15 protein-coding genes and 3 tRNA genes are annotated in these 19671 nt (G+C 62.5%); 15 read left to right on the top strand and 3 right to left on the bottom strand.

Features of this window, described 5'->3' with window-relative positions; translation table 11 throughout:
- The first annotated feature begins 13 nt into the window (after nt 1–13).
- Genes Q0G75_RS02795 through Q0G75_RS02785 form a run of 3 tightly spaced genes read left to right on the top strand, consistent with a single transcriptional unit; the run spans nt 14 to nt 3689 of the window.
- Entirely contained in the window at nt 14–1309 is a 1296-nt protein-coding gene (locus Q0G75_RS02795) for a hypothetical protein (RefSeq protein WP_294381382.1), read from the top strand.
- 18 nt (nt 1310–1327) lie between these two features.
- Nucleotides 1328–2314 carry a sulfite exporter TauE/SafE family protein gene (locus Q0G75_RS02790; protein WP_294416641.1) on the top strand — a complete coding sequence of 329 codons (987 nt, stop codon included), beginning with the start codon at nt 1328–1330 and terminating at the stop codon, nt 2312–2314.
- A 58-nt stretch (nt 2315–2372) separates the two neighbouring features.
- Nucleotides 2373–3689: a histidine kinase gene (locus Q0G75_RS02785; protein WP_294416639.1), complete on the top strand. Its 1317-nt coding sequence runs from the start codon at nt 2373–2375 to the stop codon at nt 3687–3689.
- A gap of 44 nt (nt 3690–3733) precedes the next feature.
- Here the strand turns inward: Q0G75_RS02785 and Q0G75_RS02780 are convergent.
- Nucleotides 3734–3817: transfer RNA gene (locus tag Q0G75_RS02780), tRNA-Leu, on the bottom strand.
- A 62-nt stretch (nt 3818–3879) separates the two neighbouring features.
- On the opposite strand from Q0G75_RS02780, the gene Q0G75_RS02775 reads away from it, so the two are divergent.
- From Q0G75_RS02775 to Q0G75_RS02745, 7 genes are all read left to right on the top strand, one after another.
- A complete protein-coding gene (locus tag Q0G75_RS02775) occupies nt 3880–5391 on the top strand; it encodes a Sapep family Mn(2+)-dependent dipeptidase (protein WP_294416638.1) in 1512 nt (503 codons plus the stop codon).
- A 220-nt stretch (nt 5392–5611) separates the two neighbouring features.
- Complete coding sequence (locus Q0G75_RS02770; RefSeq protein WP_294164949.1) at nt 5612–6325, top strand: LytTR family DNA-binding domain-containing protein; 714 nt, start codon at nt 5612–5614, stop codon at nt 6323–6325.
- A gap of 194 nt (nt 6326–6519) precedes the next feature.
- Nucleotides 6520–7428 (top strand): CPBP family intramembrane glutamic endopeptidase, encoded by a 909-nt coding sequence (locus Q0G75_RS02765; protein WP_294416636.1) that lies wholly within the window; start codon nt 6520–6522, stop codon nt 7426–7428.
- A gap of 65 nt (nt 7429–7493) precedes the next feature.
- Nucleotides 7494–7580: transfer RNA gene (locus Q0G75_RS02760), tRNA-Leu, on the top strand.
- Nucleotides 7581–7924: 344 nt separating this feature from the next.
- Nucleotides 7925–8011: transfer RNA gene (locus Q0G75_RS02755), tRNA-Leu, on the top strand.
- A gap of 213 nt (nt 8012–8224) precedes the next feature.
- Nucleotides 8225–10321, top strand: a complete 2097-nt coding sequence (locus Q0G75_RS02750; RefSeq protein ID WP_294416634.1) for a Na+/H+ antiporter — start codon at nt 8225–8227, stop codon at nt 10319–10321.
- Nucleotides 10322–10328: 7 nt separating this feature from the next.
- A complete protein-coding gene (locus Q0G75_RS02745) occupies nt 10329–10964 on the top strand; it encodes a YigZ family protein (RefSeq protein ID WP_294161577.1) in 636 nt (211 codons plus the stop codon).
- A gap of 177 nt (nt 10965–11141) precedes the next feature.
- Here the strand turns inward: Q0G75_RS02745 and Q0G75_RS02740 are convergent, their stop codons facing one another.
- Nucleotides 11142–13049 (bottom strand): LuxR C-terminal-related transcriptional regulator, encoded by a 1908-nt coding sequence (locus Q0G75_RS02740; RefSeq protein ID WP_294416632.1) that lies wholly within the window; start codon nt 13047–13049, stop codon nt 11142–11144.
- A gap of 177 nt (nt 13050–13226) precedes the next feature.
- Between Q0G75_RS02740 and Q0G75_RS02735 the strand changes: the two genes are divergently transcribed.
- On the top strand, nt 13227–13886 hold the full coding sequence (locus Q0G75_RS02735) for an iron-sulfur cluster assembly scaffold protein (RefSeq protein WP_294416630.1): 660 nt from the start codon (nt 13227–13229) through the stop codon (nt 13884–13886).
- Nucleotides 13883–15136 (top strand): hypothetical protein, encoded by a 1254-nt coding sequence (locus tag Q0G75_RS02730; RefSeq protein WP_294416628.1) that lies wholly within the window; start codon nt 13883–13885, stop codon nt 15134–15136. Before Q0G75_RS02735 ends, Q0G75_RS02730 begins: the two co-directional genes overlap by 4 nt.
- 364 nt (nt 15137–15500) lie before the next feature.
- On the opposite strand, the gene Q0G75_RS02725 is transcribed toward Q0G75_RS02730, so the two are convergent.
- A complete protein-coding gene (locus Q0G75_RS02725) occupies nt 15501–17639 on the bottom strand; it encodes an aldehyde ferredoxin oxidoreductase (protein ID WP_294416626.1) in 2139 nt (712 codons plus the stop codon).
- Between the two features lie 385 nt (nt 17640–18024).
- Between Q0G75_RS02725 and Q0G75_RS02720 the strand changes: the two genes are divergently transcribed.
- The 3 genes from Q0G75_RS02720 to Q0G75_RS09340 all read left to right on the top strand — a co-directional run.
- Nucleotides 18025–18717 carry a ferredoxin-like protein gene (locus Q0G75_RS02720; protein ID WP_294381414.1) on the top strand — a complete coding sequence of 231 codons (693 nt, stop codon included), beginning with the start codon at nt 18025–18027 and terminating at the stop codon, nt 18715–18717.
- A 109-nt stretch (nt 18718–18826) separates the two neighbouring features.
- On the top strand, nt 18827–19519 hold the full coding sequence (locus tag Q0G75_RS02715) for a molecular chaperone TorD family protein (RefSeq protein ID WP_294416625.1): 693 nt from the start codon (nt 18827–18829) through the stop codon (nt 19517–19519).
- Nucleotides 19519–19671: twin-arginine translocation signal domain-containing protein (locus Q0G75_RS09340; protein WP_365910603.1), on the top strand; the 153-nt coding region annotated here is incomplete at its 3' end. The genes Q0G75_RS02715 and Q0G75_RS09340, both read left to right, overlap by 1 nt.

Genomic DNA, 19671 nt, shown 5'->3' with positions numbered 1-19671 from the left:
ACAAAGGACGTGCATGAATCCGGTCATCGTAATCCCGACGTTCGTGTCGCCGCGCCGCCGAAAGGATTCCGGCAGCGTGATCGCCACGTACGACCACACCACCCCGCTGAGCAATCCCGGCGAGCTGCCGCGTCTGCTCACGTCTTTGCAGAAGGTTCGCGGCATCGGGCAGATCATCGTGTTGGTCGCCGCCGAGCCCGCCATCTCCGATCAAGCCGCCGAGAAGGTGCAAGACATCGTCTCGCGCTTCCCCAGCCTCAACATCGCCATCATCGGCGCCGACGAGTGCAGCCTGGTGCAGCAGCGCATGGAGCAGCTGGGCCTGGGCAAGCTGTCGAAGGAGATCGGCCTTGCCGGCTACGGTGCCATCCGCAACTTGGGATTGGTGCTCGCCAACGTCATGGGCTTCGACTCCATCGTGTTCCTCGACGACGACGAGGTCATCGACGACGCCGACTTCCTGCAGAAGGGCGTCTACGGCCTGGGCAAGCTCACGCGCAAGGGCGTGCCCATCCTGGCGAAGACCGGCTACTACCTGAACTCCGAGGGCTCGTACCTGTCGAAGAGTCAGGACAGGTGGTACAACCATTTCTGGCAGCAGGGCAAAGCGTTCAACAAGTGGATCACGAAGGCCATGCGCGGCCCGCGCCTGTCGCGCAGCAACCATGTGTGCGGCGGCTGCCTGGCCATTCACAAGGAGGCGTTTAAGCGCCTGTCGTTCGACCCGTGGGTCGCTCGCGGCGAGGACCTGGACTACATGCTGAACCTGCGCATGTACGGCAGCGACATCTGGTTCGACAACCAGTGGAGCCTGCGCCACCTGCCGCCGGCGTCCACCAGCGAGGGCACGCGCTTTCGCCAGGATATCTACCGCTGGCTCTACGAGTATCGCAAGATGGAGTACAGCCGCACGCAGATTGACTTGATGCAGGTCAAGCCGCAGTCCCTTGAGCCTTATCCGGGCCCGTTCCTGGAGCCGGGCATCACGAAGCGCATCCGTATCACGGCCATCCTGCGCAGCCTTGCCCGCAAGGACAAGAAGGCGTACCGCCAGGCCGCCAAGGCCGCGCGCACCGAGGCCGTCATGTACGCGCAGCGCAACTGCTCGAAGTACTTCGAGTTCCAGTTCGTGTGGCCCGAGCTCATGGCGCGCATGGACAGCGACCAGATCCTGCACACGGCCATCGTGCAGTCTGTGGCACGTCGCCAGGCGGCGGCGAACATGGCGGCGGCGTTCCCCGTGGCGGGAGCCGGCGCGGGCGTCGATCCGGGCGTGACCAGCGAGATCCGCCTGAACATAGCCGAATAGGGAAGGTGACGCGGCGCAATGGACGTGTTCGCGGCCTTCATCGCGCCCGCTTTTGCGGGCGTGTTCGTCGGCGTGATGTCGGGGCTTCTCGGCGTGGGCGGCGGCACCATCATGGTGCCCATCTTCCGCCTGGCGTTCGGTATGAGCCCGCTGGCCAGCACGGCTACCAGCCTGTTCGCCATCATCCCCACGTCCATCTCGGGCGTGGTCGCGCATACCCGTGCGAAAACCTGCGTACCCAAACTCGGCCTGGCGCTCGGCGTGGGCGGCGCTATCATGTCGCCGGTGGGCGTGTGGCTGGCAAGCGTCTCGCCCGGCTGGCTGGTCATCTGCGTGGCGGCGCTAGTCATCGGGTTCAGCGCGTTCAAGATGTTCAAGAAGGCCGTGAAGTGCGCGCCCGCGCCTCGCGCGGGGCAGGCGGGCGGCAGCGCGAAGGCAGCGGGTTCGAGCAACGTCGCATCCGCGGGTTCGAGCGCCGAATCCGCGAACCCGGGCGCCGCGCCGGCAGCATGCGCGAGCAACGCTGCGCCCGCAAGCTCGAGCGCCGCGGCATCGCAGGCAGCATGCACGGGTGCCGCCTCCGCCCGTTCCACAACCCCCAAACCCGTTCCCGACCAGCCCGTTCTCTCCCATAAGCAGTACCTGCAGGGCGTCTGCATCGGCCTGGTGGCCGGCCTGGCCTCGGGCTACGTGGGCGTGGGCGGCGGCTTCATCATGGTGCCGCTCATGCTGGCCATCCTGGATATCCCCATGAGCCTGGCCTCGGGGACGTCGCTCATCGCCATCATGATCCTGGCCATCCCCGGCGTCATCGAGCAGGGCCTGCTCGGCAACATCGATTACCTGGCGGGCATCGCCATCGTGGTGGGCAGCATCCCCGGCGCCCTGGTGGGCGCGCGGCTGGTGCGCGTGGTGCCCGAGCGGCAGCTGCGGTTCATCTTCGGCGGCTTTTTGCTGGTGGCGGCCGTTATGCTCATGCTCAACGAATTCGGTATACTGGGCTGACGCCGCACGCGGGCCTTTTCGGCTTGCCCGTCGTGCCCGATAAGGAAGGAGTCGGCGCATGAACGTCGATATGGAGGATAACCGCGCAAGGCTTCCGCGTTATTTCACGCTGGAGATGCTCATGTCGGTGATGGTGGCGCTGTCGGGTCTGGTGCTCATCTGGAACCTGGTATCGCCCGTCGTCAGCGTGTTGGCGCTGTTCATCGCGGGTATGGTGTTCACTCTGTCCATCACCGTGCTCATCCGCCTGCTCATGGACCCAGACTCCGTGCGCGCGCGTCAATCCAGCAACGTGCTGCAGCTGGCAAGCCAAACCCTTGAGGCCATGGGCGAGGAAGGCCTGGACAGCAAATCCGCCCAGCGCATCTGCAGCCTGCTTCTGCCCTCCACCGCGGCAATCGCCGTGGCCATCACCGATGACCGTTTCATCCTGGGTTACGCCGGCTACGAGGAATCGCACAACCTTTCCGGCAGCGTCATCCGCACGCATGCCACGTACTCCACGCTGGCGGACGGCAAGACGCGCGTGCTGTTCACTCCCGAGGAGATCGGCTTTCCCAAGGGCACCCATGGCATCAACGCCGCCATCATCGTGCCGTTGACCGTGGGCAAGGACGTGAAGGGCACGCTGAAGTTCTACTATCGCCGTGCCAACCACATCAGCGAAACCCAGAAATCCATCGCTACCGGCTTCGGCCAGCTGCTGTCCACGCAGATGGCGGCATCGGCGCTCGAGGAGCAGACGGCCCTGGCCACCAAGATGGAGCTCAAGATGCTCCAAAGCCAGATCAACCCGCACTTCCTGTTCAACACCATCAACACCATCGCGTCGTTCACGCGCACCGACCCCGCGCGCGCCCGCACGCTGCTGCGCGAGTTCGCGAAGTTCTACCGCAGCACGCTCGAGGATTCCGGCGACCTGATCGAGTTTCGTCGCGAGCTCGAGCAGACGCAGCGTTACTTTATGTTCGAGCTGGCGCGCTTCGGCGATGATCGCTTGGAGCTGATCTGCAACGTGGAGCCCGAGGTCGAGGACATGATGGTGCCGCCGTTCTTAATCCAGCCCTTGGTGGAGAACGCGGTGCGCCACGCCATGCCCTCCGAGGGCAAGCTGACCATCCGCGTGGAGGGCGTGCGTCAGGGCGACGACGTCATCGTCTCCGTCATCGACGACGGCAACGGTATGACGCAGGAGGCTTGCAACAACATCCTCCATCCCGGTTCCACCACGGGTTGCGGCATAGCCGTGGGCAACGTGCACGACCGCATCTGCGGGTATTTCGGCGCGGGCACGCACTTGGAAGTGGAAAGCGAGCTGGGTCAGGGCACCACGGTGCGTCTGGTTCTGATCGAAGGCGCTTTGAGACAATATTAGAAAAAGAAAAACGGCCCCGCGGATGCGGGGCCGTTGATTACGAATGGTGCCCGAGGCGAGAGTCGAACTCGCACGTCTTTCGACAACGGTTTTTGAGACCGCCGCGTCTGCCATTCCGCCACTCGGGCATTGAGCTTTACCATTGTACCGGATGATTCTGGTCCGCACAACAGGAAATGGAGATGACTTCATGGTTGAGAACGACGCATTGACGGAGATGCCGTCGGATGAGCTGCTCGAGCAGAACATCGATCGCTACCTTGACGAGCATTGGGAGGATATCGTCGCCGACATCGACAAGCTCGTGCGCATTCCCAGCTTCGAAGATCTTGGCGCAGCTGCCGAGGGCGCTCCGTACGGCCCTGGCCCGCGCAAGGCGCTTGACGCCGCGCTCGCCATGGCATCCGATATGGGCTTTCAAGTCCACGATGATGCCGGCCACGTCGGCTACGTCGATCTTGTCGGAACATCCGAGGAGCAGCTGGGCATCATCGGCCACATCGACGTGGTGCCGGCGGGCCCGGGTTGGCATTTCGAGCCGTACCAGGTCACGCGCAAGGACGGCTATTTGCTGGGCCGCGGCGTCATCGACGACAAGGGCCCGAGCGTGGTGGCGCTGCACGCCATGAACCTGTGGCGTCGCATGCAGCTCGACGGCCAGGCGCCGCAGCTTCCCTACACGCTGCGCTTCATCTTCGGCGTGAACGAGGAAACGCGCATGGATGACGTCCATTACTACCGCGCCCATCACGACGACCCGGCATTCCTGTTCACGCCCGACGCCGAGTTCCCTGTGTGCTACGGCGAGAAAGGCATCTACCACAGCCTTATGACCAGCGCTGATGTGCCTGTCGAGCAGCGTACGGTGCTCTCGTTCGAAGGCGGCACGGCGGTGAACGCGGTGCCGGGCCATGCGCAGGCGGTAGTGCGCGCGGGGGTGTGCGAGCTTCCGACGGCGCAGGGCATCGAGGTGGAGCTGCTTGACGAACGCGACGCCGTGGAGGCCCTGGCGGCCGCCGGTGCGCAGGCGGACGCTGCCGAGTGCCGCTTGGCGCGCATCGCGGCCACGGGCCGCAGCGCGCACGCGAGCCTGCCGCAGGGCGGCGTGAGCGCCATCGGGCTGCTGATCGGCTACCTGCTGGACAACAGCTTGGTCGGCGAAGGGGAGCGCGCCTACTTCCAGACGGTTGCGCGCATCGCCGCCGCAACGGACGGCAGCACGGTCGATCTTGCCTGCTCAGACGCCGATTTCGGCGAACTCACCATCGTGGCGGGCCACGCAGCCATGCAGGACGGCCGCTTCACGCAGACCATCGACGTCCGCTATCCCACTGCCATCACGGGCGACGAAGTGCACGCGAAACTAGAGGCGTTGGCGAAGGAGGCGGGTGGCACGTGCGAGAAGACGCGCGACGACGCGCCGTTTTTGCTCGACCCGCAGGGTCCGGCCATCCAGGCGCTGCTGGCTTCGTACAACCAGGCTACGGGCGAGGACGCCAAGCCGTTCACCATGGGCGGCGGCACGTATGCACGCGAGTTCTCCTGCGCGGCAAGCTTCGGCCCCGAGAAGCCGTGGGAGCAGGCGCCCGAGTGGGTGGGCGGCATGCACGGTCCCGACGAGGGCGTAGGCGAGCAGCTGCTGAAAGAGGCGTTCCGCATCTACGCGCTTACCATCGGCAAGCTCATGCAGCTCGACTTGTAGGGCAAGCGCGGTCTTGTCAAGCATGCGCGTGAAAACCACCGTTTACCGCTGAAATCGACCGTTCAAACCCTCAACTCGACCGTTCGCAGCGCAAATTGTTGGGAAAAATGGTCTGCTTTGCGCAAGGGAACGCCCCAGCGCATCGCCGTATGCTACACTGCAGGAAGAAATGATTCTCAGATTCGCCATCTGATAAAAGGAAAGCAAGGAGGCCCTACTTATGTTGAAAGCGATGATCGTCGACGACGAGGCCCCTGCGCGCTCCGAACTGAAGTTCCTGCTCGACGAACTGGGTCAAACGGAGGTCGTCGCCGAGGCGGCAAGCGTGCGCGAGGCCATCGAGAAGCTGAAGGAATATCCCTGCGATGTCATGTTCCTTGACGTGAACATGCCCGAGGCAACCGGCCTGCAGCTTGCCGAGGCACTGCAGCACCTGAAGTTCCCGCCCGCGGTGGTGTTCGTCACCGCCTACAGCGAGTTCGCGCTCGATGCCTTCAAGGTCAACGCCATCGATTACCTGGTGAAGCCGGTCGAAACCGACCGCCTGTCCCAAGCCATTACCCGCGTCCGCGAGCACGTGCAGCTGCATGCGCAGGCCCAGAAGTCCGAGCGCATCCCGGTTGAGAAGGCCGGCAAGAAGATCCTCATCAGCATCGACAAGATCCGCTTCGTCATGGCGCGCGACGACTACGCGTACCTGCAAACCGACACGGACCGCTACTTCAGCACCGTCAGCCTGGCGCAGCTGGAGAAGCGCCTGGACGGTCACGGGTTCTTCCGCGTGCACCGCGGCTACCTGGTGAACCTGTCCATGGTCGAGGAGATCGAGCCCGTCGCCGGCGGCACCCTGCTGCTCACGCTCAACGGCGTGGACGAGAAGATCCCCGTCAGCCGCCGTCGCGTCTCCGCGCTGAAGAAGGCCCTGGGCCTGTAATCGCAGCTGGCTGGGCTCGGGAATATGAGCAAGTTTCAGGCCGGTGCCGAAAGGCGCCGGCCTTTTTGCCATCAGGTACGGAAGGCGCTCGGTCGTTTGGCGCGTACTTGCAGATTTGCGAGGGGAACTTGCGGGCGAACCTGCTGAAGCGACGAGGCGGGGTTAGAGGCGTATGCGCGGAGGAGGTGCGTAAGGTGCGAAACGGAAAGCTCGTTGCGGCATTTGCCGTGCTGCTCGTCGCATCATTTGCGGCTATGAACGCCATGCCTTCCGATACGCTGCTGGCCGCGTTGCTACAGGAAGCGGTGTTGGCGCTGGTCGCACTTGTGGCCGTGAGGTTCGCCGCTCCTGATACGCTTAAGCGTTGTACGCAAACCGTGCAACGACGGAACGCGGTGCGTTTTGCAATGATCGCCTTACTCTTAACGGGTCTTGTCGGTGGGGCGATAACCCTTTTGACCTGGTATTTCGCTAATAGCGGCAACGGAGCGGGCTTTGTATCCGCTGTGTTGTCGTCGGCTGCCGACCTTATGGAAAACCTGCTGCTCTTGTTAGGGATTTGCCTCCTTACCGGCGTGTACGAGGAAGCGTTCATGCGCGTGCTGGGCATAGAGGCGTTTGAGAGCGCGATGGGGGAAGGCGGAGCCGCTCCTAGACGTGCTGCTTGCGAACAAACTGCTGGCAAATCCGTTGACGTTTCCAGCGATGTTGAGCATGGTGTTGCAAGGCCGTCTGTCGCTCTCGATATCGCGTCAAAGCGCGCCATCTTGGCATCGGCGGCGTTGTTCGCGTTGCTGCACGTTGGCGTGCCCGATATATCGGTTGGCCAACTGGTGTTTATGCAGACGGCGTTGAAGTTTGTGCAGGCTCTGCTGTTCAGCGTGATTTTGGGCGTGTTGTACGCGCAAACGCGTCGACTGTGGCCTTGTGCGCTCATCCACGCCGGCTTCGATGTGCTGTATCTGGCGCCAAACGTGCTCCTAACAGGCGCAATGCCTGGAACGTACGCATCAGGGGCAGCAGGCGACACCGTGCTGCTTGCGGTGACGGTGCTTATGCTCGCAGGCATTGTTATAAAAATCCGGAAAGAAATTGCGCGTTAGCACTTGCATGCGCGGATGAAAGCGTGTAACATATATATCCGCTTTGAGAAATCAGGCGCCAATTCGCGGGCGTGGCGGAATTGGCAGACGCGTACGGTTCAGGTCCGTATGGGGGCAACCCCATGGAGGTTCAAGTCCTCTCGCCCGCACCATTCGAAATCGAAAGACCCGCTTCGGCGGGTCTTTTTGTATCTTGTGAGATGTGCTGCTCTCCATCAGCAGCATGGCTGAAGGTAGGGGATTCCGGCTTATGTCTGGATTTGAATGCTCCGAACTCTGTCTGCGTTTCAGCCGAAGCCTCGAGCTTTGTTTTACGCAATAGCTTAAATGTTTCACGTCCCGCTTTGCGTGTCGCCTGAGCGCCCCGCGCAATCCAATTTGGTAAAGCCTGCCTTTCCGTTTCGTAAGAGGGTGCAAGATGTTTTTGGAAATTCACTCTTGCGCGGACCGGGAAAATGACGTAACATACCTTCTTGCCTTGTTAAGGCGCCAATTTGCGGGCGTGGCGGAATTGGCAGACGCGTACGGTTCAGGTCCGTATGGGGGCAACCCCATGGAGGTTCAAGTCCTCTCGCCCGCACCATTCGAAATCGAAAGACCCGCTTCGGCGGGTCTTTTTCATATGCGAGGACAATTGCAGCGCCCTGCCATTCATTCCGCAAACCTACCCATTTTGGTGTGAAACGCTGTGCTTCATTCTTGTTGACGCAGCGTTGCTCTCTTCGGGCCTGTTTCGCTTGCTACTATAGTGCGGAAACCTTAATACCGTGGCGATCATCCCGAAGGAAGTATGCTTATGGAAATGCTCGAGTTCGTGTTGCTGTTATTGGCGGCGGTGCTTGTCTCCGCCGTGCTCGACCAGGTCACCCCGCGCGTGTCGCTGCCGCTGGTGCAGATCGCGCTAGGCGCCGTCATCATCTTGTTGGTGGGCACGCCTGTCGACGTGGCAATCGATCCTGAGCTGTTCCTTGTGCTGTTCATCGCTCCTTTGCTGTTCGACGAATCGCGGCATGCAAGTAAACGTGGGCTTTGGGATAACAAGGGGGCCATCGTGTCCCTTGCTGTCGGTCTGGTGCTCGCCACGGTTTTGGTGGTCGGCTTCGTGCTGAACTGGCTAGAGCCCTCCATCCCGCTTGCGGCGGCGTTCGCCCTGGGCGCGGCGTTGGGGCCCACCGATGCCGTGGCTGTCTCGGCCCTTGGCAAGGACATCCATCTGTCCGGCCGTCAAAAATCCCTGCTCTCCGGCGAGGCGCTCATCAACGACGCATCGGGCGTCGTGTCGTTTCAGTTCGCCATAGCCGCGGCTATCACGGGCTCGTTCTCCCTGGTAAACGCCGCGCAAAGCTTCGCTATCAGCTTCTTCGGGGGTATTGCGGTCGGCTTGGTGGTGGGCCTGCTGGCAGTGCTTGCACTCGGTGCCATCCGTAGCTACGGCTACGAGAGCATCACGGTGCACGTGGTGTTCGAGGTGTTCACGCCCTTCATCACGTTCCTGACGGCCGAGCATTTCGGCACAAGCGGCATCCTGGCCGTGGTAGCCGCCGGCCTGCTCATCGCGCTGATGCCGCACAAGCCCACGCCCGCCGCCGCGCGTCTGAAAATCGCCTCCAATAGCGTGTGGGAAGCGCTCGTGTTCGTCATCAACGGCGTGGTGTTCGTCATGCTTGGCATGCAGCTGCCAAGGGCCGTTATGCCGTCGTGGCACAGCAGCGAAACCAGCTCGCTTCTGCTGTGCGCTTTGGTGCTGCTCGTCACGGCGCTGGTGGTAGGCGTGCGCTTCCTGTGGGTGCTTATCATGGAGCGCGTGCACCGCAGCTCCAAGCCGCGCACCGGCGGGCAGTTGGTGCGCGACGCCCTGGTTACCACGCTTTCGGGTCCGAAGGGCGCCATCACGCTGTCCATTATCATGACCATTCCGTTCACCCTCTCAACGGGCGAGGTGTTTCCCCAGCGCGACAACCTGATCTTCCTGGCATCGGGCGTCATCCTATGCACGCTGCTGTTGGCGAACTTCGTGGTGCCGCTGCTTGCGCCGAAGGAGCAGGCTGACGAGCAGGACGAGCAAGCGGTGAATGCGGCCCACATCGAGATCCTCAAGCGCGTCATCCGCCAAATGCGCGAGCAGAAGACGCCGACCAACGAGGCCTCCACGCAGATCGTTGTCCGGCAGTACAGCGAGCGCATCAAGCGGTTGCGCCGCAAGAACACCTCGGCTCCGTGCTTGCTCGAGCTGCGCGCAACGGCGATTGAGCAACAGAAGGCCCAGGTCGACAACTATATCCGCGAAGGGCGCATTTCCCGTGCCGAGGGTGAGCGCGAAATCGAACGCTTGGAGAGCTCTCGCCGCACGCTTCTGCGTGCGCATACGCGTCGACAGGCTCTGGGCGAGGTGTGGAGTCGCTTAAAGGTGGGCACTGTGCACACGGCGCGCCGCATCGATCGCGCGGTTCGTCATGTGGTGGACGATGAAGCCCAGATCGAGCAGCATCGTCGGCTGCGCATCGAGCTGGAGGAGTGCGCGCTTGCGTATTACGAGCTTCGCATGAAAGACGAGAACCTCGAGATCGCTGACGGCGCAGGCGTGCTTGCGGCTGAGTGTCGCTCCACGCTGGCGTTCCTGCGTGCGGTAAACGAGCCGGAGAAGCTGGCGAGCGCCAACGTGGCGGGCAGCGTGGTGGGCGTGGACGCCGGCGGCATGCGCGGCGCGCTTGAGGGCATGGACACGCAGAAGATCCAGGTGATCAAGGCGCGTGTGTCCGACGTTGAGGCCGAGGCCCTGCGCATCGAGCTCGAGGAGATCCAGGCGATGCGCGACGAAGGCGCCATCAGCCGCGAGACTGCGCGCAATCTACGCGAAGAAGTATACTTGCTTCAAATGGCCATCGGAGAATAGGAATCGAATGAGCTCGTACACCACCATCGAGGGGCGTGCCGTCGCCGAGATCGAGGAGAAGAAAAGCCGCTTCATCGCCAGCTTGGCCCATGTGGAGACCGAGGAAGAGGCGCTGGCGTTCCTCGAGGAGATCCGTGCGGCGAACCGCATGGCACGCCATAACGTGTATGCGTACATCCTGCGCCAGGGCGGAGCGGGCGCCGCGGGGCGCGTTCGCTATTCCGACGATGGCGAACCTCAGAAGACCGCGGGCCTGCCTACCCTCGAGGTGCTGCAGCATGCGGGCCTGACCGATGTGGTGTGCGTGGTCACGCGCTATTTCGGCGGCGTGCTGCTGGGCACGGGCGGCTTGGTGCGCGCATATACGCAGTCAACCCAGGCGGGTATCGACGCCGCGCAGCTGGTGGTGGTGTCGCGTTGCGTGGATCTGCGCATCCGCATAGCGTATCCGCGTTACGAGCAGCTGATGCGCCTGGCGGAAGACCACGGCGCCAAGGTGCTGTCCACCGATTTCGCCGATGCGGTCACCATGAACCTGCGCATGCTCGACGGCACGCAGCAGCCCCTGCTTGATGCGCTGACGGCGCTAGAGCGAGGTCAGGAGGATGTGGAGGTCAGCGACCCCATCGACGCCGCGTTCTAGTTTGTCGCCTTCAGGTGCGGCGCTTTCGGCGCGTTCCTTTAGATGTGATGCTTTTCAGCATGGGGCTCCTGATGAGGTCATTTGGCATGCCGTCTTTTGGCGCAACGCTTCCCAGTAGGGCGGGCGTTGCAGTCCCTGTCAGCGCAATGCCCGCCATCAGGCGGGCATTGCGGTTCTTTAAGATGTGTACTGGTCCATGAAGTCCAGAATCTCTTGACGGGAATGCAGACCCGTTTTCGCGTAGATTCGCTTGATGTGGGCGTGCGCGGTGCTGGGGCTGATGTAAAGCTCCTCGGCGACGCGCTTCTGCGTCCAACCTAGCGCGTACAGCGCAAGCACCTCGATCTCGCGGTCGGAGAGCAGGAACTGCTTGCCCATCTGCTCGGCATTGTTCCGCATGGTGGCCTTGCGGATGTCGGCTATGGAATCGCCCTCATCAAGGCCCATCAGGCGCACCAGTCGCATCCCATGCGTGGAACCGGGCTGCACGTCGCGGCTCTCGTCCGCGGCATCGTCTTGGTCGACGCTTTCAACGGGCGTTATCCCTGCGCATTGCAAGGGGTTCGGGGCACCGACTGTACCGGCGGCACCCGCGCCCATAGACGCCGCATTTGCGCAAGCGGCGCACTCGCTGTATTCGCCAGCGTTGTTTTTCAAGATCGTGAGCGCTTCCACATTCGCCTGCGCCCGCGTGAGCTGCTTCTCCAGGCGCTCCATGCGGCGTACGTGCAAGTCATGACGCTCCTCTGCCTCCATCTGGGAAACCTTAAGGAACTGTCCGAGCGCAACCTGTGTGGAGATAACCACGCAGGTGCCCATGACGGCGTTGATGAGCAGGTCGTTTGTGGAAAGCGATTGCACGTTGATCAGCGTGACGCGTGCGATGGCGCGGCAGCCGAGCCATACGATCCAGCCGCCCAGCGCGTAGTAGTACGGGTCGCGCCAGCCGAAGCTCATGAACGCGATGATGATGTACCAGGCGAACGCCACCAGCAGCGCGTTGAGCGTTGTGGTGAACACGGCGCCGATATCCGGCATGCCGGGGAAGGCTGCGTACATCACCAGCGCGATGCATGCCAGCAATTCCATGAGGATGAACATGTCAACGGTCATCACGCGTCTGCGCTTGCGCATCATCAGGGCGATGGTGATGATGCAGATGGCTATGGTGAGCAGGCCGTACGCAACTCGGGTGGCGGGTTGGAACGCGATTGGCATGCCGTCGGGGTAGCCCCGCAAAAAGCCGTCCACGATTGAGAGCACGCCGATGCTCGTGGCCGTTGCCGTGAGGAAGCGCTTGCTCGACAGCAGCGTGGTGGCGAATCCGAAGAAGTCGTCGTTGGGCGTGAACGATTCGATATCGTTCGCCAGCTTGTTTTTGCGCGCACCCAGCATACAGGGGAACTGCAAAAGCGTAAGCGCGGCGGCAACGTAGAAGCCGTACGTGCCGATGAGCGAGCAGATGTAGATTTCGACCTCGCTGATGGCAAGGGCGCTGAACACGTACAGCACGGCGGTGGTGCTGCCGCATCCGCGGGCGCGGCGCAGCCAGTAGAAGATGGCGAACGATCCGAAGAGCGTGACGGCAACGCAAAGCCAGTAGTGCGCGTTCGGCGAGAAGACTCCTGCAAGGTGGACCAGGGGCAAGGCGAGGACGCATGCCGCTTCCAGCACGATGCACGTGCGCATGATGCGGTTGGTGGTGCGTTTCTTCAGGCGGATCTTTCGCGTTCCGATGACCAGCAGGATAACGGCCATGATAGAAAGCGCCACGAGCATGGCGCCATCGGTGAATATGCCCTCATCGGTGTGGGTATAGCTGCCGTAGCCGGCAACGATAAGCCCCGCACGCGCGAAGCACAGGCCCAAGATGGAGGGGATGAGCGGGATGTACAGGCTAAGCAGCTTCGTGCCGGTTGGCATGGGATGGGCGGCGTCATCGGGCGCAAGGTGGTTCGTGCGCGTTCGAGCGCTCGGCTTCGCACCGGCGGCGCTTGAAGCGCTTGCCGGTTGTCCTGAGGCCGATATCCCTTCCTGCCTTTGTGAGCGCTGGGCGATGGAATCGCCCGCTTCGTTGGTCCTCACTGATCCTCCTGGTGTATGCGGCGCGTTTTGCCAGGTGACCGGCCCTTTCCCCAAAAAGCCGGCTTACTTGTCCGCAAATTCCCTCAAAGAGGGTATGCGCGAAACGCCATGTTCGCCATCATACCATATGGGAAATAATGCATCGTAACAGCATCGTTAACAGTAGGGGGTATCGAAATGGCGAACGAGCACGAAATCACGTTCGATGAGCCGGATGAGGGTCGTGACATCTATCACGAGCCGGACGATCGTGCGCTCATCCGCACGAAGGACGTGTATCAGACCGAGCTGGACAACGGCGTGGAAGGCTACTCGGAAACGATGCTCGCCATCGTGGCGAACTTCAAGAACGCGGGTAAGCCCGAAGGCTTCAACGTGCAGAGCATGGTGGGCAAGTCCAAGCGCGGCGAAGTGGCGTTGCGCCTGTTCGCGGTGGTCGACGACTCCGTTGCCGACCCGGTGTTCGTGAAGGTGGGCTTCAAAAGCCGCGGATGCCTGGCCATGACCGGCTGCGCAAGCGCCATCTGCTCCATGATCGAGGGCAAGACGTTCTCGCAGGCGCTCGAGCTGACGCCTAAGGACGTGGAAGCCGCGGTCGACGGCGTGCCGAAGGGCAAGGGGCACACCACCCTGTTCGCAATCGAGGCCGTGCGTGGTTTGGTGGGCGACTGGATGTATCGTTGCGGCATGTCGCTTGCGGAGATGGACGAGAAGCTGCCGTGCGACGAGATGTCGGTGGCATGCCTAATGTGCGAGCACTGCAGCCTGCGCGACACGCGCGTCGAGATGAGGGTCAACGAGGCCATCGCGAAGCAGAAGGCCGGCGAGGCGAAATGAGCGAGCAGATGAATACCGTCGAGGAGGCAGTGGGCCAGGAAGTCGTTTCAGAAGCCGTGGAATCGGATGCGGGGGAGACGGCTGCCGAGCAAGGCGCCGCAAACACCGCTGATGCGGAAGCCGCCGCCGCTGGTGCTGACGAGGCGCCCGAGGGGGAAGCGGCCGACGAGCCCACGGAGGAGGAGCTTGCGGCAGCACGCGAGTTGGCCGAGAACAACGCGCTCGCCGACGTGTTCGACGACGTGCGCAAGCAGTCGGCCGACAGCCATCTGGTCACGCCCGAGCGCTGGCCCGAGATCGGCCTGGTGCCTGACCATATGACGGCCGAGGACTTCGAGATGTTCGTGTACGAATGGCTCGAGGATTACCAGGCGGAGCACAAGGACGAGATCGAAGCGGAGCGTGCCGCCGAGCGCGAGAAGGCCGCCGCGGTGCGTTCGGCCACCCGAGCGGTGGGCGTGCCCCCGAAGATCCCGAACCGCCGCTTGGCGCAGATCGAGGCCGACAACGAGGAGAAAGCGGCTGATGTCGCTGGAGCTGGCGAAACCGCCGATAAGGCTTCGGCTGCTGCTGACCAGGGCTCCGCTGAGGCCGAAACCGCCGCAGCCGATGCCTCTACGCAGGTCGTCGATGCCGGCAACGCCGCGCAGGCTGCCGAAACCGCCGTCGCCGCAGCGCCCGCAGCCTCCGAGCCCGCCCCAGCTTCTCCCGACGAAGCAGAAGCCAACGACGAGCAACCCGTCGAGGACGATAGGAGCCCCTTCGCCGGCCTGCGCATTCCCGAAGGCTATCGCCTCGAGCAGATCGAAGGCGAATGGGTGCTCGTGGAGGAAGAGAACGCGGTACCCGTGCGCAAGGAGATCAAGTGCAACCGCATCAAGGTGCTCATGGGCATGCACAGTTACTATCTGTACGACGAAACGCTCATGACCGCCAGCTATGCGCGTTGGGCGTTCCTGGCCGCCGAAGACAACCCGGTGGTCACGTTCGTCGAGTGCGTGCGCGAGGATTCGCGCGTGTACCCGCGCCCTTATGCCGCTGAGTGCCTGAAGAACCCGCCGTTCCGTATGACCGACGAGCAGATCGAGGAAACGTGGCAGGCGGTTCGCGATTCCGGCAACTATCCGGACATCGAGCGCACCGAGGCTTCTAACGGTGATGTGTACTACTATTCCACGCAGTACCTCGAGTCCGGCTATGCGGCATCGTTGGCCGAATACGACGCGGTGGAGCGTCCCGCCGACGTGTAACGCCCGATGAGGGCCTAACGCGCAGCAGCCATACATAACGCAATGCGCCCCGAGCGAAACCGCTCGGGGCGCATTTTTTTTCGCGAAGGGGTGCTGGCGCCCGTCTCGTTCCACCTTTTCTTGCAACCCCGCAAGGCGTCCCTTGGAGTTCATGCCAGCCTTTGGGACGATCGCCGCTTCTTCTGGCTCATAGCAATCGACCTTGGAAAACAATGGGATGCGGACGCGCTCTCTGTCCTGTAACCGCGGAACTCTGCGTGTTCGGCTTATCCCTAGAGCGCAAAAAACGCCCCCCGCTGTCTGCGCAACGGGGGGCGTTTGCGATTCAGGCTTGCTTTGCCGGTCTAGCTTGCCAGCTTAGCGTTTACGGCAGCAGGTTCAGGCCCTGCAGCTCGGCCTTGACGTCGTCCATGCCGTAGTAGTCCAGGCAGTCGGCCGTCGGGCAGCCCTTCTCGGAATCCCAACCAAACTTCTCGTACAGCATGGTCAGGCCCTTCTGGAAGTCTTCCTTCTCCATCTTGTCGGTGCCCTTGGTGAACGGCTCCTTGTCCGGATCCTTCGTGAACGGCCACTGGGTGATGACGTCGTGGATGGTGCGGCAGTCGTTGCAGCCGATCTTGCCGTCCTTGTCGGTCATGCCGCGCACGGTGTTGGCGCGCTGCAGCGTCATGATCTTGGCGGCGCGCTTGTACAGCTCGTCGGTGGTGACATCCTCGCCGGTGACGGCCTTGTAGAACTTGGCCTCCAGGTCGAGGTCGCCGCGGTAGTTGCGGCTTTTCGACGGGGACTGGGCCATCGGCCACACCCAGTTGCACAGCGTCAGCGAGTCATGCAGCACGTCGGTGACGATGGACCACCAGCAGAAGTTGGCCTTGTGCTCGTTCATCGGCTTGTAATCCTTGGCGTCGTCCAGAGCATCCTCGCCGCCCCACAGCTCGGCAGCGATCTGCTGCTTCAGCTCGTGCGGAAGGCCGCACTGCAGCATGTTCTGATGCGAGTGGATCATGGGGTCGCGGTTGAACACCATGTTCAGCAGGCCGCCGACCTGGCCATAGGACTCGATTGCGTGGTGCACCGGCCAGCCGCGGTAGTTGATCAGGCAGCTAGCGGTGGTGTCGAACCACTCCATGTCGTCCCAGCGCGGGCACCACACGAGCGGGCCGTGGCCAAGGTAGGACATCTCGTTATCGTTCTGGGCGATGTGCTTGAGCAGCTCGACCATGATGGTCGGGTCGTTCTTCTCGAACTTCTCCCAGTCGAACATGTTGTACTCGGCCTCGGGCAGCACCTTCTTGAAGATGCCCTTGGACACGCAGTGGGCGATGTCGCGGTAGATCTGAGCGTAGTTGCACCACATGCCCAGGTCGTCCATCGTGCCGCCGACGACCTGGTCCCAGATCAGGCCGTCCTCGGTGGAAGCCTTGACAGGGGTGTGGTCGCCCAGGATCTTCACCATGTAGATGGAGAACGGGAAGTTCGGCACGCAGGTGTTGCCGGTGATCTCGAAGCCGCCGTTCTTCTTGGCGTTCGGCACGCGCATGTCGGAGTAGCAGTGGATCGGGCAGCTGTGGCAGCCGTTCATCTTGATGGTGTACTTCTCGGCCTCGGGACCCTCGTCCTTGGTGGTCTTCATGCAGCGGTAGCCGACGGTGTTGATCTCGCCAGGCTTCGGCTCGCCGGTCTCGATCGGCTCGCCCTCGGCGTCGGCCCAGTACAGGCCCTTCTTGGCGGTCCAACGGGTGCCCTTGTCGTAGTACTCGGCCCATTCCTGCTGGGTGGACGGCACGACATGGTTGTTGTTGGAGCCGACGATCTCGCGCAGCATGTAGTCGGACAGCTCGGCCAGGGCCTTCGGGTCCTTGACGTTCACGCTGCCGTTGCCCTCGACGACCAGGGCCTTGAGCTTCTTGGAGCCCATGACACAGCCCAGGCCGGCGCCGGCGGAGTGGTTACGGGAGTTCATCATGACGGCGTAGGGCAGCAGGTTCTCGCCAGCAGGGCCGATGGTGGCCACGCAGGCGCGGTTGCCCTCGAGGCGGTTCAGGGCCTCGGTGGTGGAACGGGTGCCCATGCCCCAGACGAAGGATGCGTCCTTGATCTCGACCTGATCATCCTTGATATGCAGGTACACCGGCTTGTCGGACTTGCCCTCGACGATGATGGCGTCGTAGCCGGCCAGCTTGATGCGGGCGCCGATCATGCCGCCGCAGTGGGCGTCGACGACCAGATGGTCCTTGCTGAACGTGGACAGGAAGCTGATGGTAGTACGGCCAGCCAGCGGCACGCCGGAGGCGGTCAGCGGGCCGACGGCGTAGACGATCTTGGATTCCTCGGACAGAGGATCGGTGCCAGCGGGCACCTCGTCGTACATGATCTTGTTAGCAAGGCCCATGCCGCCGATGTATTCCTTATAAGGTGCGGTGGACTCGGTGGTGATGCTGCCCGTCGTCAGATTGACGCGCAGGATCTTGCCGGCCCAGCCGTATGACTTCTCGTCAGCCATGTTGCATCTCCAAATCTCTTCTCGATACATGCGTTGCGTGACATGTCGGGCGATTCGGGTGCAGACGACAATTCGTCACTGGGCAGTGTTGCGCACCTTGTGAAACGGGCATCCCCTCTTTGAGGGTAATTTATGGAAATGGCCTGGTAAACGGCGAACGGAAGCGAATTTTCGGCGAATGAGGGGATAAAAGCGGCGGCATTGACCCCCAAAGAGGGGATACCGAAAAACTGATGAGCCGCATACTACTTACTGTTGCGTGACCCGGAAAGGGCGAAGAGTGTGCGCCGGAAATCAGAAGGGACGAGGCGGACGAGGCCTCGGCTGAGGGAGGAACCGGCGCAAGGTAGCGACTCACCAATATATGTGAGGGGGAGTACTGAGAATGTCAGATACGAATACAAGCGGCAGCGCCCCGGTCAAGAAGAACATCACCCGCCGCGACGTGCTGGCCATGGCCGGCTGCGGCGTTGCAGGCCTGGTCGTCGGCGGCGCGCTGGCCAGCTGGGGCGTCACCCAGGAGTCCATCGCGTCCGGCCGCATCGAGCTGCGCACCACGCCCACCAAGATGATCGTCACCGACCGCGCCCGCTGCTCGGGCTGCCAGCGCTGCGAGATGATGTGCACGCTGAAGAACGACGGTCGCGTGTGCCAGCACATCGCCCGCGTGCGTGTGTGGGATAACTATTATTGGGGCACTTCCGCCGACACCGGCGAGGGCTCCTTCGGTGAGGGCAAGCACGGCGCTTGCGAGTTCACCGTCGAGCACTGCAAGCAGTGCGCCGACCCGCAGTGCGTGAAGTACTGCCCGGTCCACGCCATCTACGCCGACGAGAAGACCGGCGCCCGCACGGTCGACACCAAGAAGTGCATCGGCTGCGGCATGTGCAGCCAGGCGTGCCCCTGGAACATGCCCCGCGTCGACACCGAGACCGGCGTGTCCACGAAGTGCATCTCCTGCGGCCGCTGCGCCGAGCAGTGCCCCAACGGCGCCATCCAGTTCATCGATTGGCAGGATATCGCGCAGAAGATCATCGACGAGGGCATCGTTCGCACGACGACCGCGGTCACCGCGTAATCGTTTCGGGGCGATACACCCCGCATGATGCGAACGCCCGCGCGGCAAGCGCAGGATGTGCAAGGTTGCATACCTTATAACCGCGACCAAGGAAAGGAGTGAGCGCGAGATGATGGACGACGCAGCGGTGTTCTCGGTGCTTTCGAAGTGCTTCGGTTCCGTTGAGAAGGACGAATGGAGGCGCCTGACGCGCAGCGCGACCTGGGCCGAGTTCACGGACGGCGTTCGCCGTCTTCTGCAAGACGATACGCGTTTCGGCAAGCAGGCAAGCCCCATCGAGCGTATGCATGTGCGCGTGCCCATGCAGGAATTCCTTTCCAGCAACGAGGTGGACGAGCTGTTCTGCCCTCCGCTTTTCGAGGAGAAGCAGGGTTTTGCGGCGCGTCACTTCACCGGCGGGCTTCCCCAGTCGGCGATTCCCGTGGAGTCGCTGTACACGGATTGGAACACCCCCGGCAACGTGAATCCGCTTATCGGCAAGCAGAAGGGCCTGTATCTGGGCGCTTCGGCGCGCTACATGCGGGCGTTGATCGAACAGCTGGGCCTTGAGGTGCCGGCGGAATACGCCGACTGCCCCGATCACCTGGCGTTGGAGCTCGATCTGGTGGCAGTTCTGCTGCGAAGCGGCATGGACGCCGAAGCTCGACGGTTCGTGGCCGAGCGCTTCGATTGGCTGACCGACTACCGGTTGAAGCTGCTCAAGCTTGACGATGACGCGCGGTTCTACATCAGCCTGGTCGACGTGATCTTGGGCATCTGCGCGGAACAGCGCGCGGAGTCCGAGTCGGCCCAGATGGCTTGATGGCGGTTCGCATCATGGATGAAACGATGACGCAGGATGCATATAGAGAGGAATCAGCAATGTCAGAAAACGCTATTACCAGGCGAAGCTTTCTGGCCGGCAGCGCCGGGGTCGCAGCAGTAGCGGCCGGCGCGGGCTTCATGAGCTTCGGC

The sequence above is a fragment of the uncultured Senegalimassilia sp. genome (genome assembly GCF_934636665.1).
In the GTDB taxonomy this organism is placed as follows: domain Bacteria; phylum Actinomycetota; class Coriobacteriia; order Coriobacteriales; family Eggerthellaceae; genus Senegalimassilia.
Note: the sequence above shows the minus strand (reverse complement) of the source record. Positions and strands in the feature narration are given on the sequence as shown.

Bases quoted from the DNA above. Each gene is read 5' to 3' on its own strand.
- Q0G75_RS02795 (WP_294381382.1), top strand. From the start codon at position 14: ATGAATCCGGTCATCGTAATCCCGACGTTCGTGTCGCCGCGCCGCCGA.
- Q0G75_RS02790 (WP_294416641.1), top strand. From the start codon at position 1,328: ATGGACGTGTTCGCGGCCTTCATCGCGCCCGCTTTTGCGGGCGTGTTC.
- Q0G75_RS02785 (WP_294416639.1), top strand. From the start codon at position 2,373: ATGAACGTCGATATGGAGGATAACCGCGCAAGGCTTCCGCGTTATTTC.
- Q0G75_RS02775 (WP_294416638.1), top strand. From the start codon at position 3,880: ATGGTTGAGAACGACGCATTGACGGAGATGCCGTCGGATGAGCTGCTC.
- Q0G75_RS02770 (WP_294164949.1), top strand. From the start codon at position 5,612: ATGTTGAAAGCGATGATCGTCGACGACGAGGCCCCTGCGCGCTCCGAA.
- Q0G75_RS02750 (WP_294416634.1), top strand. From the start codon at position 8,225: ATGGAAATGCTCGAGTTCGTGTTGCTGTTATTGGCGGCGGTGCTTGTC.
- Q0G75_RS02745 (WP_294161577.1), top strand. From the start codon at position 10,329: ATGAGCTCGTACACCACCATCGAGGGGCGTGCCGTCGCCGAGATCGAG.
- Q0G75_RS02735 (WP_294416630.1), top strand. From the start codon at position 13,227: ATGGCGAACGAGCACGAAATCACGTTCGATGAGCCGGATGAGGGTCGT.
- Q0G75_RS02730 (WP_294416628.1), top strand. From the start codon at position 13,883: ATGAGCGAGCAGATGAATACCGTCGAGGAGGCAGTGGGCCAGGAAGTC.
- Q0G75_RS02725 (WP_294416626.1), bottom strand. From the start codon at position 17,639: ATGGCTGACGAGAAGTCATACGGCTGGGCCGGCAAGATCCTGCGCGTC.
- Q0G75_RS02720 (WP_294381414.1), top strand. From the start codon at position 18,025: ATGTCAGATACGAATACAAGCGGCAGCGCCCCGGTCAAGAAGAACATC.
- Q0G75_RS02715 (WP_294416625.1), top strand. From the start codon at position 18,827: ATGATGGACGACGCAGCGGTGTTCTCGGTGCTTTCGAAGTGCTTCGGT.